The sequence below is a fragment of the Streptomyces sp. NPDC031445 genome (assembly GCF_055581365.1).
Genome location: NZ_JBVIJO010000001.1, coordinates 280,658 through 297,506, shown reverse-complemented (window position 1 = coordinate 297,506; position 16,849 = coordinate 280,658). Strand labels below are relative to the sequence as shown.

The 16,849-nt window shown below is 71.9% G+C and carries 15 protein-coding genes; 4 read left to right on the top strand and 11 right to left on the bottom strand.

Going from position 1 to position 16,849, the window contains the following annotated elements:
- Nucleotide 1 precedes the first annotated feature (1 nt).
- The 3 genes from ACZ5DC_RS01175 to ACZ5DC_RS01165 form a co-directional block, all read right to left on the bottom strand.
- Complete coding sequence (locus ACZ5DC_RS01175) at nt 2–832, bottom strand: carbohydrate ABC transporter permease (RefSeq protein ID WP_366748226.1); 831 nt, start codon at nt 830–832, stop codon at nt 2–4.
- Nucleotides 829–1,827, bottom strand: coding sequence for a carbohydrate ABC transporter permease (locus ACZ5DC_RS01170; RefSeq protein ID WP_468648144.1), 999 nt, complete (start codon nt 1,825–1,827; stop codon nt 829–831). Before ACZ5DC_RS01170 ends, ACZ5DC_RS01175 begins: the two co-directional genes overlap by 4 nt.
- A gap of 78 nt (nt 1,828–1,905) precedes the next feature.
- Nucleotides 1,906–3,186, bottom strand: coding sequence for an extracellular solute-binding protein (locus ACZ5DC_RS01165; RefSeq protein WP_468648142.1), 1,281 nt, complete (start codon nt 3,184–3,186; stop codon nt 1,906–1,908).
- A 302-nt stretch (nt 3,187–3,488) separates the two neighbouring features.
- Between ACZ5DC_RS01165 and ACZ5DC_RS01160 the strand changes: the two genes are divergently transcribed.
- Entirely contained in the window at nt 3,489–4,307 is an 819-nt protein-coding gene (locus tag ACZ5DC_RS01160; protein ID WP_468648140.1) for a GntR family transcriptional regulator, read from the top strand.
- A gap of 19 nt (nt 4,308–4,326) precedes the next feature.
- Here the strand turns inward: ACZ5DC_RS01160 and ACZ5DC_RS01155 are convergent, their stop codons facing one another.
- The 3 genes from ACZ5DC_RS01155 to ACZ5DC_RS01145 form a co-directional block, all read right to left on the bottom strand.
- Nucleotides 4,327–4,755 carry a DUF6299 family protein gene (locus tag ACZ5DC_RS01155; protein WP_468648138.1) on the bottom strand — a complete coding sequence of 143 codons (429 nt, stop codon included), beginning with the start codon at nt 4,753–4,755 and terminating at the stop codon, nt 4,327–4,329.
- Between the two features lie 144 nt (nt 4,756–4,899).
- The gene (locus tag ACZ5DC_RS01150; RefSeq protein ID WP_468648135.1) at nt 4,900–5,298 is read right to left on the bottom strand and encodes a RidA family protein; all 399 of its coding nucleotides are present in this window, start codon (nt 5,296–5,298) and stop codon (nt 4,900–4,902) included.
- Nucleotides 5,295–6,425: an acyl-CoA dehydrogenase family protein gene (locus ACZ5DC_RS01145; protein ID WP_468648133.1), complete on the bottom strand. Its 1,131-nt coding sequence runs from the start codon at nt 6,423–6,425 to the stop codon at nt 5,295–5,297. Before ACZ5DC_RS01145 ends, ACZ5DC_RS01150 begins: the two co-directional genes overlap by 4 nt.
- 208 nt (nt 6,426–6,633) lie before the next feature.
- On the opposite strand from ACZ5DC_RS01145, the gene ACZ5DC_RS01140 reads away from it, so the two are divergent.
- Nucleotides 6,634–8,226 carry an AMP-binding protein gene (locus ACZ5DC_RS01140; protein WP_468648131.1) on the top strand — a complete coding sequence of 531 codons (1,593 nt, stop codon included), beginning with the start codon at nt 6,634–6,636 and terminating at the stop codon, nt 8,224–8,226.
- A 15-nt stretch (nt 8,227–8,241) separates the two neighbouring features.
- Nucleotides 8,242–9,054: a PaaX family transcriptional regulator gene (locus ACZ5DC_RS01135; RefSeq protein WP_468648129.1), complete on the top strand. Its 813-nt coding sequence runs from the start codon at nt 8,242–8,244 to the stop codon at nt 9,052–9,054.
- A gap of 36 nt (nt 9,055–9,090) precedes the next feature.
- Here the strand turns inward: ACZ5DC_RS01135 and ACZ5DC_RS01130 are convergent, their stop codons facing one another.
- On the bottom strand, nt 9,091–11,412 hold the full coding sequence (locus ACZ5DC_RS01130; protein ID WP_468648127.1) for a bifunctional salicylyl-CoA 5-hydroxylase/oxidoreductase: 2,322 nt from the start codon (nt 11,410–11,412) through the stop codon (nt 9,091–9,093).
- Nucleotides 11,413–11,418: 6 nt separating this feature from the next.
- Nucleotides 11,419–12,246, bottom strand: a complete 828-nt coding sequence (locus ACZ5DC_RS01125) for an enoyl-CoA hydratase family protein (protein ID WP_468648125.1) — start codon at nt 12,244–12,246, stop codon at nt 11,419–11,421.
- A gap of 280 nt (nt 12,247–12,526) precedes the next feature.
- Here ACZ5DC_RS01125 and ACZ5DC_RS01120 point away from each other — a divergent pair, with 280 nt between their 5' ends.
- Complete coding sequence (locus ACZ5DC_RS01120; RefSeq protein WP_468648123.1) at nt 12,527–12,979, top strand: ATP-binding protein; 453 nt, start codon at nt 12,527–12,529, stop codon at nt 12,977–12,979.
- Here ACZ5DC_RS01120 and ACZ5DC_RS01115 read toward each other — a convergent pair.
- From ACZ5DC_RS01115 to ACZ5DC_RS01105, 3 genes are all read right to left on the bottom strand, one after another.
- Nucleotides 12,939–14,384: an amino acid permease gene (locus ACZ5DC_RS01115; protein WP_468648121.1), complete on the bottom strand. Its 1,446-nt coding sequence runs from the start codon at nt 14,382–14,384 to the stop codon at nt 12,939–12,941. The two genes, ACZ5DC_RS01120 and ACZ5DC_RS01115, sit on opposite strands and share 41 nt — an antisense overlap.
- Before the next feature lie 111 nt (nt 14,385–14,495).
- Nucleotides 14,496–15,518 carry an ornithine carbamoyltransferase gene (argF, locus tag ACZ5DC_RS01110; protein WP_468648119.1) on the bottom strand — a complete coding sequence of 341 codons (1,023 nt, stop codon included), beginning with the start codon at nt 15,516–15,518 and terminating at the stop codon, nt 14,496–14,498.
- An 89-nt stretch (nt 15,519–15,607) separates the two neighbouring features.
- Nucleotides 15,608–16,831, bottom strand: coding sequence for an arginine deiminase (locus ACZ5DC_RS01105; protein ID WP_468648117.1), 1,224 nt, complete (start codon nt 16,829–16,831; stop codon nt 15,608–15,610).
- Between the last annotated feature and the right edge of the window lie 18 nt (nt 16,832–16,849).

Sequence of the window (16,849 nt, the reverse complement as noted above, 5' to 3'; positions counted from 1 at the left end):
GTCATCCCTTCACGGCGCCGTCGGTCAGACCGCTGACAGCCTTGCGTTGCAGGAAGATGAAGAGGATCAGGATGGGCAGCGCGAACAGGGACGAGGCGGCCATGGTGGCGCCCCAGTCGTCGCCGAAGGCGGTCTGGAACTGGGACAGCCACAGCGGCAGGGTCTGCTTCTCGATGTCCTTGTTGAGGATCAGGACGAGCGGGAACTCGTTCCAGGCGGTGACGAAGCCGAACAGCGAGGTCGCCATCAGACCGGGCGCGAGCAGCGGGAAGATCACCTTGACGAAGGCCTGGGTGCGGGTGCAGCCGTCGACCATGGCCGACTCCTCCAGCTCCTTGGGCACGGCGGCGACGTAACCGCGCAGTGTGAGGAGGGTCAGCGGCAGCACCATCATCGTGTAGAAGACGGTGAGCGGGACCAGGCTGTTGAGCATGTCGTTGTCGCGGACGATCAGGTAGATGGCGATGATCATGACTTCCCAGGGGGCCATCTGCGCCAGCATGAACGTCACGATGAGGCCGCGCCGGCCCTTGAACCGCAGCCGGGCGAGGGCGAAGGCGGCGAACAGGGCGATGACGAGCGAGAAGACGACCGACAGGACCGTGACGGTGACGGAGTTGACGACCAGGGTCCAGAAGTGGTCGGCGTCGACGGCCTTCTTGAAGTGTTCGAGGGTGGCGTCGGTCGGGAACCACACCGGGTTCTCGGAGATGATGTCACCGGTCGGCTTGAAGGCCGTGGCGAACATCCAGTACACGGGGAACACGAAGCCGACGAAGAGGACGACGGCGGTCGCGTTGGGCCAGAAGCGGCCGAAGAGCGAGCGCTTCACAGCTCGTCCTCCTCTTGCTTGAGCACCATGCGCAGGTAGTACGAGGTGATGAGGAGCAGGACCAGGATGGTCAGGAAGGAGATGGCGGCGCCGACTCCGAAGTGCTGGTTGCCGACGCCCTCGACGTAGGCGTAGATCGGCAGGGTCTCGGTGAGGTGGTCGGGGCCGCCCTCGTTCATCGCGAAGATCTGCGGGAACGCCTTGAAGATCCAGATGACTTCGAGGAAGGTCGTGGCGTACAGGAAGGGCCGCAGGAAGGGCAGGGTCACCGAGGTGAAGCTCTTCCAGGCTCCGGCGCCGTCCAGGGAGGCCGCCTCGTACAGCTCGCGGGGGATGGTGGTGGTCGCGGCGTAGAGGTTGATCGCCACGAAGGGTATGGACTGCCAGACGAGGAGCAGGGTGATCACGGCGAACGTGGAGAACTGGGTCTGGAGCCAGTTGTGGTCGGCCATGGAGTGCCAGCCGAGCTTGTCCAGCACCCAGTTGACGACGCCGAAGCGCTGGGCGAACAGCCACTGGTAGACGGTGGTGGCCGCGATGACCGGCATGGCCCAGGCGAGGACGAGCCCGATCATCAGCAGCAGCCGCATCCTGGCGCCGAGGCGGGCCAGCAGCAGGCCGACCAGGGTGCCGATCAGCATGATCAGTGCGACGTTGACGGCGGTGAAGACGACGGAGCGCTCGACGACGTGCCAGAAGTCCCCGCCGCTGAGCACCTCCTGGTAGTTGTCGACGCCGTTCCACTCGGTGAGGTGCTGGATGAGCTGGCGCGGGTTGAGGTTCTGGAACGACAGCAGGCCGTTCTTGACCAGGGGCCAGCCGAGCAGCACCGCGGTGGCCAGCAGCGCGGGCAGCAGGAGCAGGTAGGGGGCGGCGGCTCCGCGCCGGGACGGGGCGCCGGTGGTGCGGCTGTCACCGCGCGGCGGGGCCGGCACCCGGGCCTTGCGGACAGCGGGCCCCCCGGCCGTGTCCGTGCCTTCGGTCTGCACTGACATGAGTTGCCATCTCTTCCGTGGCCGTACGGACGACACTGGTGAGCCGGGGGCGCCGGCGTGGCGCCCCCGGCGCGGTCATCAGTTCTGCTGGGCCAGGCGCTTGTTGATCTCGCCCTCGACCTGCTTGGCGGCGTCCGCCGGGGACTTGCCGTTGAGCACGGCCGTCATGTACGACTTGATCGGGTTCGGGTTGTTCTCCACCGCGCCCCATTCGGGGATCAGCGGGGTGGTGCCACCGACGGCGGCACCGGGGGCGGCGGCCTCGGCGACGGCGTTGCCCTTGAGGTTGGACTCCAGGGCCTGCTTGTTCGGGATGACGCCGTTGAGCTTGGCCAGTTCGCCCTCGTACTGGTCGGACAGGGCGATCTTCAGGAACTCCTTGGCCAGGGCCTGCTTCTTGCTGCCCTGGGCGACGGCGAGGTTGGAGCCGCCGAGGAAGACGCCCTCGGGCTTGTCCGCGGTCTGGCCGGGGATGGTGAAGTAGCCGAGGTCCTTCTCGATGGCCTTGTTGGCGGTGACGGCCGTGCCGGCCTCCCAGCCCATGCCGATGAACGCGCCGGTCTTGCCCTTGGCGAAGACCTCGGCCTGCTGCGGGGTGGCCTCGTCCTTGTCCTTGGGGGCCTTGGAGTAGGAGGCGTACTTCTTGTAGACCTCCATGGCCTGGGCGACCTTGGGGTCGGCGAGGTTGGAGACGTACTTGTCGCCGTCCTTCTTCACCAGGTCGGCGCCCTGGCCGATGGTCAGGCCGTCGAAGAAGTACCAGTTCTGGCCGGGCAGGTAGAGCGGCTCGGCGTCGGTCTTCTTGCCGATGGTCTCCAGGTCCTTGAAGAACTCGTCCCGGGTCTTCGGGGTGTCCTTGATGCCGGCCTTGGCCCAGATCTTCTTGTTGTAGATGACGACGCGGTTGGCGAAGTACCAGGGGGCGGCGTACTGCTTGCCCTCGTAGACGGAGGACTGCGAGACCGACGGCGTCCAGTCGGCGCCGATCTCCTTCTTCAGGTCGCTCAGGTCGGCGAGGCCGCCGGTGGCCGCGTAGGCCGGGGTCTGGGTGTTGCCGACCTCCAGCACGTCCGGCGGGTTGGACTCGGAGAGGGCGGTGGTGATCTTCTGCTGGATCCCGTCCCACTTCTGCGTCTCGAACTTCAGCTTGGCGCCGGTCTTCTTCTCGAAGGCGGCCGTGACGTCCTTGACCCACTGGTCCGGCGTGGAGCCGTCCATCGCCCAGACCGTCAGGGTCTGCCCCTTGAAGCTGTCCGGTCCCGCGTTCTTGCCGCTGTCGTCGCCGTCGTCCCCGCCGCACGCCGACACGGAGACCATCATGCCCGCGATCACGATCGCGGCCGCAAGCTTGCGCTTCACGCCACCCTCCTCAGGGATGCCACTAACCCCCCACGCCCTCGGCGGTGACCTGCGTACGACGCTGTTGCACGTAGGGCTCGGGACCTGGCCACTAATGGTGTAGACCAGTACGGTGGAGCTTGGCCTAGACCTTTTGGAGTGTCAAGGGTGGTTCGGAAAGCCGGTCCGGGCCGTTACGAGAAAGTCACCGGAGCGCGTCCGTCCGCATTCCGGCCCTTTCGTCCGGACCGTTCAGTTGGACTAGACCATAAGGCAGTTGGTCGCTATAACGGGAGACCGTCGACACAGCCGGGAAGGCAGGCATGACCACCGACGTCAGCAGCGCCCAGCCGTACAGGGGGGCGTCCGGCCGCACCGCGCGCGTGCCGAAGTACTACCGGATCAAGCAGCAGCTGCTCTCCATGGCCGAGGCGCTCCAGCCCGGTTCGGCCATGCCGGCGGAACGTCTGCTCGCCGTCCGGTTCGACACCTCCCGCACCACCGTCCGGCAGGCGCTCCAGGAACTCGTGGGCGAGGGCCGGCTCGACCGGATCCAGGGCAAGGGCACCTTCGTCGCCCAGCCCAAGCTGTACCGCACGCTGCAACTCACCTCGCACACCGAGGACATGAGGGCCCAGGGGCTCACGCCCGCCTCGCAGGTGCTCGACATCGGCGAGGTCCCGGCGGACGAGAAGCTGGCGGGTCTGCTGGGTATCGGGATCGGCGGGAAGGTGCTGCGCATCGAGCGGCTGCGGCTGGCCAGCGGCGACCCGATGGCGATCGAGACGACCCATCTGTCCGTACACCGCTTCCCCGGCCTGCGCCGGTCCCTCGCCACGTACCCCTCGCTCTACACGGCGCTCGCCGAGGTGTACGGCGTCCATCTCGCCGAGGCCGACGAGACCATCGAGACCTCGCTGTCGACCCCGCGCGAGGCGCAGTTGCTCGGCACCGACGTGGGACTGCCGATGCTGCTGCTGTCCCGGCACTCGCGGGACGCGGCGGGCACCCCGGTGGAGTGGGTGCGCTCGGTGTACCGGGGTTCCCGGTACAAGTTCGTGGCCGCCCTGCGCCGGCCGGGGACCCCGGTGCTCCGGCGCAGGGCGGCTGCGGCGGACCCGGACGGAACGGCCCGCGCCTGACGGGACGGCGGGCCCGGCGTCACTCCTGGGTGAGCGTGACGGTCCGGTCCGTCACCGCGTGGAAGGCCGGCAGCAGCATGATGCCCGAGGGGCGCAGCTCGGTCAGCGTGGCCTGCACCCGCGCCGTTCCCGCCTTCGGCGTCCCGGCCGTGACCTCGCCGGAGTTCTCCCAGCGGTGCTCGGCGCCGTCGCACCGGGCGATGCCGCCGCCGACGCCCTGCTTGAGGCGGGCGTCGCCCTGGCTGACCGAGGAGCTGACGAACACCGGGCCGGTGCCGCCGGTGCAGCGGTAGGTGCCGGACAGCGTCACCGTGCCGTCGGGCGCGATCCGGCCGACGGGGTCGACGGTGATCAGCTCGGAGGGGTCGGCGCAGGCCGGGGCGACGGCGGCGCACAGCAGGGCCGCGGCACCGAGGGCCGAGGCGAGGAGGGGGCGGCGTACGGACATGGGGTACCTCCCGGTTCCAGGGGTTCGAGGGCCTCCACTGGTACCGGGCGGCCGGGCCCGCGAACGTGACCGTCACCCCATCGGTGGCGCGTCATGAAACCGAACGGGCCAGGTCACGCCGGGTACGCCCGGAGGACGCCGGGGCTACGGCAGGACGGCGAACCCGTCCAGCTCCACCAGCGCCCGCTCGTCCCACAGGCGTACGACCTCCACGACGGCCATCGCCGGATAGTCGCGGCCCGCCGACTCCCGCCAGATCCGGCCGAGTTGCCGCGCGTGGGCGCGGTAGGCGGCGACGTCCGTGGCGTAGACGGTGATCCGGGCGAGGTCGGCGGGGGTGCCGCCGGCCGCGCGCAGGGCGGTGAGGAGGTTGCCGAGGGCCTTGGCGAACTGCTCGGGCAGCGAGTCGCCGGTGATCTTGCCGTCGGCGTCCAGGGCGGTCTGCCCGGCGAGGAACACCACGCGGGAGCCGGCCGCGACGACGGCGTGCGAGAAGCCCGTGGGCGGGGACAGCCCGGGCGGGTTGACGCGCTCGGTCGTCACCGTGCCTCCTTCTGCGCCGTGGCGTACAGCTCCTTGGCGATGATGCCGCGCTGGACCTCGCTGGCGCCCTCGTAGATGCGGGGTGCGCGCACCTCCCGGTAGAGGTGTTCGAGGAGGTGGCCGCGGCGCAGGGCGCGGGCGCCGTGCAGCTGGACGGCGGTGTCGACGACGTACTGCGCGGTCTCGGTGGCGAGCAGCTTGGCCATCGCGGCCCGCCGGGGCACGTCGGCGGCTCCGGCGTCGTGGGCCGCCGCGGCCGCGTACACCATGAGCCGGGCCGCCTCCGTGCGCAGGGCCATCTCGGCGACCTGGTGGGACACGGCCTGGAGGTCCATCAGTCTGCCGTGGAAGGCCTCGCGCCGGCCGGTGTGGGCCACGGTGGCGTCCAGCGCGGCCTGGGCCATGCCGACCGCGAAGGCGCCGACGCTGGGGCGGAAGAGGTTGAGGGTGCCCATGGCGACGGCGAAGCCGCGGTCGGGTTCACCGAGCAGATCGGCGGCGGTGACCGGCACGGCGTCGAAGCCGAGGGCGCCGATGGGGTGCGGCGAGATCATCTCCAGCGGCTCCCCGGTGAGTCCGGGCCGGTCGGCGGGGACGAGGAAGGCGGTCACCCCGCGGGCGCCGGCGCCGGGCGTGGTGCGTGCGAAGACGGTGTAGAAGTCGGCCTCGGGGGCGTTGGAGATCCAGCACTTGGCGCCGGTGAGCCGCCAGCCGTCGCCGTCGGGCTCGGCCGCGAGGGCGAGCGCCGCCGCGTCCGAGCCGGCGCCGGGCTCGCTGAGCGCGAAGGCGGCGACCGCGCTGCCGTCGGCGACCCGGGGCAGCCAGCGCTCCCGCTGGGCCGGGGTGCCGTGGGCGTGCACCGGGTGGGCGCCGAGCCCCTGGAGGGCGAGGGCGGTCTCGGCCTCGGTGCAGGCCTGGGCCAGGGACTCCCGCATCAGGCACAGGTCCAGGGCACCGGAGCCGAAGAGCCGCGCGAGCAGGCCGAGCCGGCCGAGTTCGGCGAGGAGCGGCCGGTTGACGCGGCCGGGTTCGCCCCGGTCGGCGAGCGGGCGCAGCCGTCCCGCGGCCAGTTCGCGCAGCTCGGCACACCAGGCGGTCTGCTCCGGTGCGAGTGAGAATGCGGACACAGCCGGTCCTCCCTCCGGGGCGGGCCCGTGGCCGTCCCCACGCCCTTCCCTACCCATCTCCCGACGTTATCGCGCACAGTTGACTGTCGTCACCGACACGATACGCTGAGGATCCCCGCTCCGGGGGAGCGCGAGCCCACCAGGAAGCCCGTCCGGGCATCCGTCCCGGACGTCCCGGACCTCTGTCACGGCAAGGGGGCGGACCGCCATGCATCGCTCGGCCCACGTCGACACCTTCGCGCGCGACCATCTGCCCCCGCCGCACGAGTGGCCCGAGCTGCGGTTCGACCTGCCGGAACTGCGGTACCCCGAACGGCTCAACTGCGCCGCCGAGCTCCTGGCCCACGCCGATCCGGCCCGCCCGGCCTTCCACACCCCGGACGGCCCCACCTGGACCTACGGGGAGCTGCGCGCGCGGGTCGACCGGATCGCGCACGTCCTCACCGGCACCCTGGGCGTGGTCCCGGGCAACCGGGTGCTGCTGCGCGGCCCGACCACGCCCTGGCTGGCCGCCTGCTGGCTGGCGGTGCTGAAGGCGGGCGCGGTCGCGGTCACCGTGCTGGCCCAGCAGCGCCCGTACGAGCTGGCGACCCTGTGCGACATCGCCCGGGTCGGGCACGCGCTGTGCGACATCCGGGTGGTGGACGACCTGGCGAAGGCCGCGGTACCCGGGCTGCGGATCACGACGTACGGCGGTGACACCCCCGACGACCTCCTGCGCCGGCCGGCCCCCGCCGCCCCCTACCGGGCGGTCGACACCGCCTCCGACGACGTGGCCCTGATCGCGTTCACCTCCGGCACGACGGGTCGCCCGAAAGGGTGCATGCACTTCCACCGGGACGTGCTGGCGATAGCCGACACGTTCTCCCGGCACGTGGTGCGCCCCCACGGGGACGACGTCTTCACCGGCAGTCCCCCGCTGGGCTTCACCTTCGGCCTCGGCGGACTGGTGGTCTTCCCGCTGCGGGCCGGCGCCAGCGCCCTGCTCCTCGAACAGGCGGGCCCGCGCCAGCTGCTCCCCGCGATAGCCGAGCACCGCGTCTCGGTCCTGTTCACCGCGCCGACCGCCTACCGCACCATGCTGGACGAGCTGGACACGTACGACGTCTCCTCCCTGCGGCGCTGCGTGTCGGCCGGCGAGAACCTGCCGACGGCCACCTGGCGGGCCTGGCACGAGCGCACGGGCCTGCGCGTCATCAACGGCATCGGGGCCACGGAACTGCTGCACATCTTCGTCTCCGCCGCCGACGAGCTGATCAGGCCCGGCACCACGGGCCTGCCGGTGCCGGGGTGGCAGGCGCGCGTCCAGGACGCCGACGGCAGGCCCGTGCCCGACGGCGAGCCCGGCCTGCTGGCCGTGCGCGGCCCGGTCGGCTGCCGCTACCTGGCCGACCCCCGGCAGCGGGACTACGTCCGGGGCGGCTGGAACGTCACCGGCGACACCTACGTCCGCGAGGCCGACGGCTACTTCCGCTACGTGTCCCGCGCCGACGACATGATCATCTCCGCCGGGTACAACATCGCGGGCCCGGAGGTGGAGGAGGCGCTGCTGCGCCATCCGGACGTGACCGAGACGGCGGTCGTCGGCCGTCCCGACGAGGCCCGCGGCCAGGTGGCGATCGCCTACACGGTGCTGCGCGCCGGGGCCCCGCGCGACCCGGCGGCGCTGCGCGCGTTCCTCACCTCCCAGCTGGCGCCCTACAAGTGCCCGCGCGAGTTCGTCTTCCTCGACGCGCTGCCGCGCACGGCCACCGGCAAGTTGCAGCGGTTCCGGCTGCGCACCGGAAGTGACCAGCAGTGATGCCGACGACCTAAAATGATCAACGTGTCCGAGCAGCACGCACCCAGGTCCCTCATCGTCACGCTCTACGGCGCGTACGGCCGCTTCATGCCCGGCCCGGTGCCCGTCGCCGAGCTGATCCGGCTCCTGGCCGCGGTCGGCGTGGACGCCCCCTCGGTGCGTTCCTCGGTGTCCCGGCTCAAACGGCGCGGCCTGCTGTCGCCGGCCCGCACGGAGTCCGGCGCGGCGGCGTACGAACTCTCGCCCGAGGCACGCCAGTTGCTGGAGGACGGCGACCGGCGCATCTACGCCGGGGCGCCGGTCGCGGACGAGGGCTGGGTGCTCGCGGTGTTCTCGGTTCCCGAGTCGGAGCGGCAGAAACGCCACGTGCTGCGTTCCCGGCTGGCCGGACTGGGCTTCGGCACCGCGGCCCCGGGGGTGTGGATCGCCCCGGCGCGGCTGTACGAGGAGACGGAACACACCCTGCGGCGGCTGCGCCTGGACCCGTACGTGGACTTCTTCCGCGGTGAGCACCTGGGCTTCGCGGCCACGGCCGAGGCGGTGGGCCGCTGGTGGGACCTGGCCGCGATCGCCAAGGAGCACGAGCGTTTCCTGGACGCGCACGAGCCCGTGCTCCAGTCCTGGGAGCGCCGGCCGGACACCCCGCCCCAGGAGGCGTACCACGACTACCTCCTCGCCCTGGACTCCTGGCGCCACCTCCCCTACACCGACCCGGGCCTGCCCGCCCGCCTCCTCCCGGCGAACTGGCCGGGCGTCCGCTCGGCCCGGGTCTTCCACCGCCTGCACGAACGACTCCGCGACGCGGGCGCGGAGTTCGCCGGGCTGTGACACCCGGCGCTCGCCAGGGGACCGGCCCGGTGTCGCTCAGCCGCCGAGCGAGAGCCGGGGGCGGGGGGCGTCGGTGCGGCCGGTGCGGGGGCGGCGGCTGCCCGCGCGGTAGGGGGCGGGCCAGGGTGCGGCGGGGCCGTCGTAACCCTGTTCGGCCGCCGCGTGCAGGGTCCAGTGCGGGTCGTACAGGTGCGGCCGGGCCAGCGCGCACAGGTCGGCGCGGCCCGCCAGGATCAGCGAGTTGACGTCGTCCCACGAGGAGATCGCACCGACCGCGATCACCGGGACGCGGACCTCGTGCCGGATGCGGTCGGCGAACGGCGTCTGGTACGACCGCCCGAACTCGGGCCGTTCCTCGGCCACCACCTGCCCGGTGGAGACGTCGATGGCGTCGGCGCCGTGCGCGGCGAAGGCGCGGGCGATCTCGACGGCGTCCTCGGCGGTCGTCCCGCCCTCGGCCCAGTCGGTCGCCGAGATCCGCACCGTCATCGGCCGCTCGGCCGGCCACACCGTGCGGACGGCGTCGAAGACCTCCAGCGGAAACCGCAGCCGCTTCTCCAGGGAGCCGCCGTAGGCGTCGGTGCGGTGGTTGGTGAGCGGGGAGAGGAAACCGGAGAGCAGATAACCGTGGGCGCAGTGCAGTTCGAGCAGGTCGAAGCCGGCCCGGGCGGCCCGCCAGCCGGCCGCCGCGAACTGCTCGCGGATGTCGGTGAGCTGGGCGCGGGAGAGCTGGCGCGGGACCTGGCTGCCCGGCTTGTACGGCAGCGGGGAGGGGGCGACGACGGGCCAGTTGCCGCTGGGCAGCGGCTCGTCCATGCCCTCCCACATCCGCTTCGTGGAGCCCTTGCGTCCGGAGTGCCCGAGCTGGACGCCGATCGCGGCGCCCGGCGCCTGGCGGTGCACGAAGTCGGTGACGCGCCGCCACGCCTCGGCCTGCCGGCCGGTGTAGAGGCCGGCGCAGCCGGGGGTGATCCGGCCCTCCTCGCTGACGCACGCCATCTCGGTCATCACGAGGCCGGCCCCGCCGAGGGCCCGCGCGCCCAGGTGGACGAGGTGGAGGTCACCGGGGACGCCGTCGGTGGCGCAGTACATGTCCATCGGTGACACGACGACCCGGTTGCGCAGGGTCAGGCCGCGCAGCCGGAACGGCGTGAACATCGGGGGCGTGCCGGGCGGGCAGCCGAACTCGCGCTCCACGGCCCCGGTGAAGCGGGCGTCGCGCAGCCGGAGGTTGTCGTGGGTGACCCGGCGGCTGCGGGTGAGCAGGTTGAAGGCGAACTGCCGGGGCGGCTGGTCCAGGTACAGCCGCAGGTTCTCGAACCACTCCAGGCTGGCCCGGGCGGCCCGCTGGGTGGAGGCGACGACGGGCTTGCGCTCCTCCTCGTAGGCCGCCAGCGCGCGGGGCACGTCCGGCTGTTCCGACAGGCAGGCGGCCAGCGCGAGGGCGTCCTCGACGGCGAGCTTGGTGCCGGAGCCGATGGAGAAGTGGGCGGTGTGGGCGGCGTCGCCGAGGAGGACGACGTTGCCGTGCGACCAGCGCTCGTTGACCACCGTGCGGAACCTGGTCCAGGCCGACGTGCCGGAGCGCAGGGGGCGTCCGCCGAGCGCGTCGGCGAAGACCTTGGCACAGCGTTCGACGGACTCCTGGGGGGTGAGTTCGTCGTATCCCGCGGCCCGCCAGACCTCCTCGCGCATCTCGACGATGACGGTGGAGGAGCCGGACGGGCTCTGCGGCCCGGAGGGCCTCGTCGAGGGGTGCTGGCCGGGAGACGGGCGGGCGTACGGGTAACCGTGCAGTTGCATCACGCCGTGTTCGGTCTCGGCGATCTCGAAGCGGAAGGCGTCGAAGGCGAAGTCGGCGGCGAGCCAAATGTAGCGGCAGCGGTGCTCGGTCACTCGGGGGCGGAACGCATCGGAGCGGGTCTCGCGCGTGGTGCTGTGCACACCGTCGGCGGCGACGACGAGGTCGTGGTCCCGCGAGAGCCGGTCGAGGGGCGGCGCCTGCGTGGAGAACCGCAGCTCCACGCCCAGCGAGCGGCAGCGCGTCTGGAGGATCTCCAGCAGCCGGTGCCGGCCCAGTGCGGCGAACCCGTGGCCGCCGGAGCGGTGCCGTGTGCCGCGGCGCACTATGTCGATGTCGTCCCAGCGTACGAAGTCGCGCCGCAGGGCCTCGTGGACGACGGGGTCGGCGTGCTCGATGCCGCCGAGGGTCTCGTCGGAGAGGACCACGCCGAAGCCGAAGGTCTCGCCGGGGGCGTTGCGTTCCCAGACGGTGACGTCGCGGGCGGGGTCGAGGCGTTTGAGCAGGGCCGCGGCGTAGAGCCCGCCGGGGCCTCCGCCGATGATCGCCACGCGCACCGGACCTCACCTCCCCCGCCACTTCGGCGGGCGCTTCTCCGTGAAGGCCGCGTGGAACTCCGCGTAGTCCTCGCCGTTCATCAGCAGGGCCTGGGTGGAGGCGTCCAGTTCCACCGCCGCCGCCAGGGGCATGTCCAGCTCGGCCGTGAGCAGCGCCTTGGTCTGGGCGTGGGCGAGGGCCGGGCCGTCGGCGAGGCGGCGGGCCAGTCCGGCGGCCGTCTCGTCCGCCCGGCCCTCCGGCGCCAGCTCGCTGATCAGGCCGATGCGCTCCGCCTCGGGGGCCCGCACCGGCTCGCCCAGCATCAGCAGGCGGGTGGCGTGGCCGAGACCGACGACCCGGGGCAGCAGGTAGGCCGCGCCCATGTCGCCGCCGGACAGGCCGACCCGGGTGAAGAGGAAGGCGAAGCGGGCCGAGGGGTCGGCGATCCGGAAGTCGGACGCCAGGGCGAGGACCGCGCCGGCGCCGGCCGCCACGCCGTGCACCGCCGCGATCACCGGGAACGGGCACTCGCGGATCGCGCGGACGACCTGGCCGGTCATCCGGTTGAAGTCGAGCAGCTGGGCCGTGTCCATGGCGAGCGTGGCGCCGATGATCTCGTCCACGTCGCCGCCGGAGCAGAAGCCGCGGCCCTCCCCCGCCAGGACCAGGGCACGCACCGAGCGCTCCCGGGACAGCTCGGCGAGCAGGTCGCGCAGGTCGGCGTAGGCGCCGAAGGTGAGCGCGTTGAGTTTCTCGGGGCGGGCGAGGGTGACGGTGGCCACCCCGTCGGCGATCTCGACCCGCAGGTGGGCCCAGTCGGCGGTGCGGGTGGCGGAGCCGGTGAAGGGACTCATGACGTGCGGCCTCCTAGCGCGGCGGTGCCGTACGTTGCTCTGTCCCACGAAGTTATCACCTGTTTGTGACTGTCGTCACCAGGGCGCGACAAGGCAGTCGGCACGCGGGTCACCGGTCGTCGACAGCGCCGTAACAGTGCGGCCGCGCGGGCGAGGCGGGCCGTTCGCCTGGGTAGGCCGCCTGGTGCCGGGGCCTGGGGGTCCCGGACGAAGCCCGGCGACGGCCCTGGACGGCCGGGCCCGTACCATTCCTACAGTCGAAAGCAGGACAGCCTGCTCCATGAACGGACTCGCCTTGCACGAACGCCCCGCCGAATCGGCCTCCTGGCGCATCGCCCTGCCGCACACCGCGGCGGCGGTGCCCGTGGCGCGTGCCCTGGTGCGCTCGGCCCTCACCGAGGTGGAGCACGTGGCCGACTGCGACACGGCGGAGCTGCTCACGGCCGAGCTGGTGGCCAACGCGGTGGAGCACACCGCCGGGCACGGCCCGATAGAGCTGGTGGTGGAGCTGGCGCCGACCGGTTGCCAGGTCGAGGTGCACGACCCGGACCCGGCGCCGCCCGGGCACCTGACCCGGCCCGTGATCGAGGAGCCCGACGTCTGGCAGGAGGGCGGGCGCGGGCTGCTGCTGATCCGCGCCCTCAGCTCGTCCTGCGGGCACCGCCCCACCCCCTCGGGCAAGGCGGTGTGGTTCAGACTGCCTGTGATTCCCGCTCAGCGACGGCCGGCGTGACCTCGGCGGCCGGTCGCGCCAGCGTGGAGTGCCGGCGGCCGTAGACGCCGTACACCAGCAGGCCCACCGCGAGGAACACGGCGAACTGGAGCCAGGTCCGCCAGCCGGTCTCGTACATCAGGTACAGGCAGAAGGCGACGCCGAGCAGCGGGGCCACCGGGTAGAGCGGCACCCGGAAACTGCGGGCGAGGCCCGGTTCGCGGCGGCGCAGGGCGATCACCACGATGTTGACGACGGCCATGATGGCGAGCGTGCCGATGGTGCACAGGTTCATCACGGCGTCGAGGGAGGCGAAGGCCGCCGGGAGCGCGAAGACGACCGCGACGATCAGGGTGCCGGCGACCGGCGTGGAGGTCCGCGGGCTGACCTTCTCGAAGACGCGCGGGATCAGGCCGTCCCGGGACATCGACATCAGGATGCGGGTCTGGCCGTACATCACGGCGAGGACCACGGAGGCGATGGCGACGACCGCGCCGAAGGCGATGACACCGCCGCCGACGGTGGAGCCGGTGACCTCGTTGACGACGTAGGACAGGGCGGCGGGGCGGCCGGCGACCTGGTCGCCGCCGATGGCGCCGATCGCCGCGAGCGCGACCGCGCAGTACAGCAGCGTCACCAGACCCATGCACACCATGATCGCGACCGGGATGTCCCGGCGGGGGTTCTTCGCCTCCTCGCCGGCGGTGGTGATCGCGTCGAAGCCGATGTAGGAGAAGAACGCGGCGGTGGTGCCCGCGCCGATGCCGCCGAGCCCGGCCGGGGAGAACGGCGTGAGGTTGCCGTGCTTGAACGCGCTGTAGCCGATGGCGCAGAAGGCGAGGAGGATCGCGAGCTTCACGGCGGCCATCGCGGCGGTTGCGCGGGCGCTCTCGCGCACCCCGCGCACCAGCAGCACGGAGGCCATGGCGATGACGAGCACGGCGGGGAGGTTGACCAGACCGCCGTCGCCGGGGCCGGCGGACAGGGCGGCCGGGAGCTGGAGTCCGGTGAGGCTGTGCAGCAGTTCGTTGACGTACTCGCTCCAGCCGACCGCGACGGCGGAGATGGAGATGCCGTACTCCAGCAGCAGGCACCAGCCGACCAGGAAGGCCGTGGACTCGCCGAGGCCGGCGTAGGCGAAGGAGTACGAGGAGCCGGAGACCGGGATGGCGCCGCCCAGCTCCGCGAAGGAGAAGGCGGTGAAGACGCAGGTCAGCGCGGCGAGGACGAAGGAGACGACGACGGCCGGACCGGCCTGTGCGACGGAGTCGGACAGGCCGACGAAGATGCCGGTGCCGACGATGGCGCCGACGCCGAAGCAGATGAGCTGGAAGAGGCCCATGGTGCGCTTCAGGCCGTGTCCCTCGCGGTCGGCTCCGGATTCGGCGACGAGCAGGTGCGGGGACTTGATGCGGGGAGCGGGCATGCGGGTGGTGCTCGTTTCTGGTGGTGCGGGCGCCCGGCGTAGGGGCGCGGCGTCGGCGCCGAGAAGGGGTGGCTCGGGGCCGCCGGTCAGGATAAGGCCTGGTGAGGCGGGTCAGGCAAGGCTTTCCCGGCCGAGTGTGGCGACCAGCACCGCCTTGATGGTGTGCAGGCGGTTCTCGGCCTCGTCGAAGACGATCGAGTGGGCGGACTCGAAGACCTCGTCCGTCACCTCCAGCGACGCCAGGCCGTGGGTCTCATGGATCTGCTGTCCCACGGTGGTGCCGAGGTCGTGGAAGGCCGGCAGGCAGTGCAGGAACTTCACGTCCGGGTTGCCGGTGGCGTGGAGCACGTCCATCGTCACGGCGTAGGGGGCGAGGGCCGCGATCCGCTCGTCCCACACGTCCTTGGGCTCGCCCATCGAGACCCAGACGTCGGTGGCGACGAAGTCCGCGCCCAGGACGCCCTCGGCGATGTCCTCCGTGAGGGTGACGCGGGCACCGCTGGTCCCGGCGAGCGCGCGGGCGCGGTCGACGATCTCCGGGGCGGGCCAGTAGGACTTGGGGGCGACGATCCGTACGTCCATGCCGAGCAGGGCGCCGGTGACCAGGTAGGAGTTGCCCATGTTGAAGCGGGCGTCGCCGAGGTAGGCGAAGGCGGTCTTCCGCAGCGGCTTGGCGCTGTGCTCGGTCATGGTGAGCACGTCGGCGAGCATCTGGGTGGGGTGCCAGTCGTCGGTGAGTCCGTTGTAGACGGGCACGCCCGCGTACGCGGCCAGTTCCTCGATCTTGGCCTGGCTGTCGCCCCGGTACTGGATCCCGTCGAACATCCGGCCCAGCACGCGCGCCGTGTCCCTGACCGACTCCTTGTGCCCGATCTGCGAGCCCGAGGGGTCGAGGTAGGTCGTGTGGGCGCCCTGGTCGGCTGCGGCGACCTCGAACGCGCAGCGGGTGCGCGTCGAGGTCTTCTCGAAGATCAGCGCGATGTTCCTGCCCCGCAGGTACGGCGTCTCGGTCCCGGCCTTCTTGGCGGCCTTCAGCTCGGCGGCCAGCTCGACCAGGCCGCGGAACTCCTCCCCGGTGAAGTCCAGCTCCTTGAGGAAGTGGCGGCCGGCGAGGGCGGTCGGGACTGTCGCCATGGGGGGCGCTCCAGATGTATGACTGCAAGGGACCCTGTAAGTCTATACGACCCTTCACATTTCTATGCGATCCGCATGTCCCCGCCCTCTCATACGGGGTCCCGCTGCACCGGACAGCTCATGCACCGCGGGCCGCCCCGGCCGCGGCCCAGCTCGCTGCCCGGGATCTCGATCACCTCGATGCCCCGCTTGCGCAGGTGCGTGTTGGTGGTGGAGTTGCGTTCGTAGGCGACGACGACACCCGGCTCGACGGCGAGGACGTTGCAGCCGTCGTCCCACTGCTCGCGCTCGGCGGCGTGCACGTCCTGGGTGGCGGTCAGCACCCGGATCTCGCCGAGGCCGAGCGCGGCGGCGATCGCGCGGTGCATGTGCTCCGGCGGATGGTCGGTGACCTTCAGCTCGCGTTCGCCGACGCCCGGTTCGATGGTGTACGAGCGGAGCATGCCGAGGCCCGCGTACTGGGTGAAGGTGTCGCCGTCGACCATGGTCATCACCGTGTCGAGGTGCATGAAGGCGCGCCGCTTGGGCATGTCGAGCGCGACGATCGTGCGCGCGGAACCGGCCGCGAACAGCTTGTGCGCCAGCATCTCCACGGCCTGCGGGGTGGTGCGCTCGCTCATCCCGATCAGCACGGCGCCGTTGCCGATCACCAGGACGTCGCCGCCCTCGATGGTGGAGGGGTAGTCCGCCTGCCCCCGGGACCACACGTGGAACGTTTCGTCACGGAACAGCGGGTGGTGGCGGTAGATCGCCTCGAAGTGGACGGTCTCCCGCTGCCGGGCCGGCCAGCGCATGGCGTTGATGGAGACGCCGTCGTATATCCACGCCGAGGTGTCGCGGGTGAACAGGTGGTTGGGCAGCGGGCGGAGCAGGAAGTCGTCCAGCTCCATGACGTGGAAGCGGACCGAGGTCGGTTCCGCGTGCTCCGCCAGGAACTCCCGCTTGGTCATGCCGCCGACCAGGGCCTCGGCCAGCTCGCCCGGGGCCATCCGGTCGAAGGCGGCGCGCAGGTGGTCGGTGGCGAGGGGGCCGTACTCCTTCTCGTCGAAGACCCGGTCCAGGACGAGTGCGCGGGCCTCGGGGAGCGCCAGGGTCTCGGCGAGCAGGTCCCCGAAGAGGTGCACCTCGACCCCCCGGTCACGCAGTACGTCGGCGAAGCCGTCGTGCTCGGCGCGCGCCCGGCGCACCCAGAGCACGTCGTCGAAGAGCAGGGCGTCCTTGTTGCTGGGGGTGAGCCTTTTGAGCTCCAGATCCGGCCGGTGCAGGATGACGCGGCGCAGCCGCCCGGCCTCGGAGTCGACGTGGAATCCCATGCCTCCATCCTGACCACC

Excerpts from the sequence above, each read along its gene's own strand:
- ACZ5DC_RS01155 (WP_468648138.1), bottom strand. The coding sequence starts at position 4,755 with ATGTCCGTACGCCGCCCCCTCCTCGCCTCGGCCCTCGGTGCCGCGGCC.
- ACZ5DC_RS01105 (WP_468648117.1), bottom strand. The coding sequence starts at position 16,831 with ATGGGATTCCACGTCGACTCCGAGGCCGGGCGGCTGCGCCGCGTCATC.
- ACZ5DC_RS01135 (WP_468648129.1), top strand. The coding sequence starts at position 8,242 with ATGATCAACGTGTCCGAGCAGCACGCACCCAGGTCCCTCATCGTCACG.
- argF (WP_468648119.1), bottom strand. The coding sequence starts at position 15,518 with ATGGCGACAGTCCCGACCGCCCTCGCCGGCCGCCACTTCCTCAAGGAG.
- ACZ5DC_RS01115 (WP_468648121.1), bottom strand. The coding sequence starts at position 14,384 with ATGCCCGCTCCCCGCATCAAGTCCCCGCACCTGCTCGTCGCCGAATCC.
- ACZ5DC_RS01160 (WP_468648140.1), top strand. The coding sequence starts at position 3,489 with ATGACCACCGACGTCAGCAGCGCCCAGCCGTACAGGGGGGCGTCCGGC.
- ACZ5DC_RS01120 (WP_468648123.1), top strand. The coding sequence starts at position 12,527 with ATGAACGGACTCGCCTTGCACGAACGCCCCGCCGAATCGGCCTCCTGG.
- ACZ5DC_RS01140 (WP_468648131.1), top strand. The coding sequence starts at position 6,634 with ATGCATCGCTCGGCCCACGTCGACACCTTCGCGCGCGACCATCTGCCC.
- ACZ5DC_RS01125 (WP_468648125.1), bottom strand. The coding sequence starts at position 12,246 with ATGAGTCCCTTCACCGGCTCCGCCACCCGCACCGCCGACTGGGCCCAC.
- ACZ5DC_RS01170 (WP_468648144.1), bottom strand. The coding sequence starts at position 1,827 with ATGTCAGTGCAGACCGAAGGCACGGACACGGCCGGGGGGCCCGCTGTC.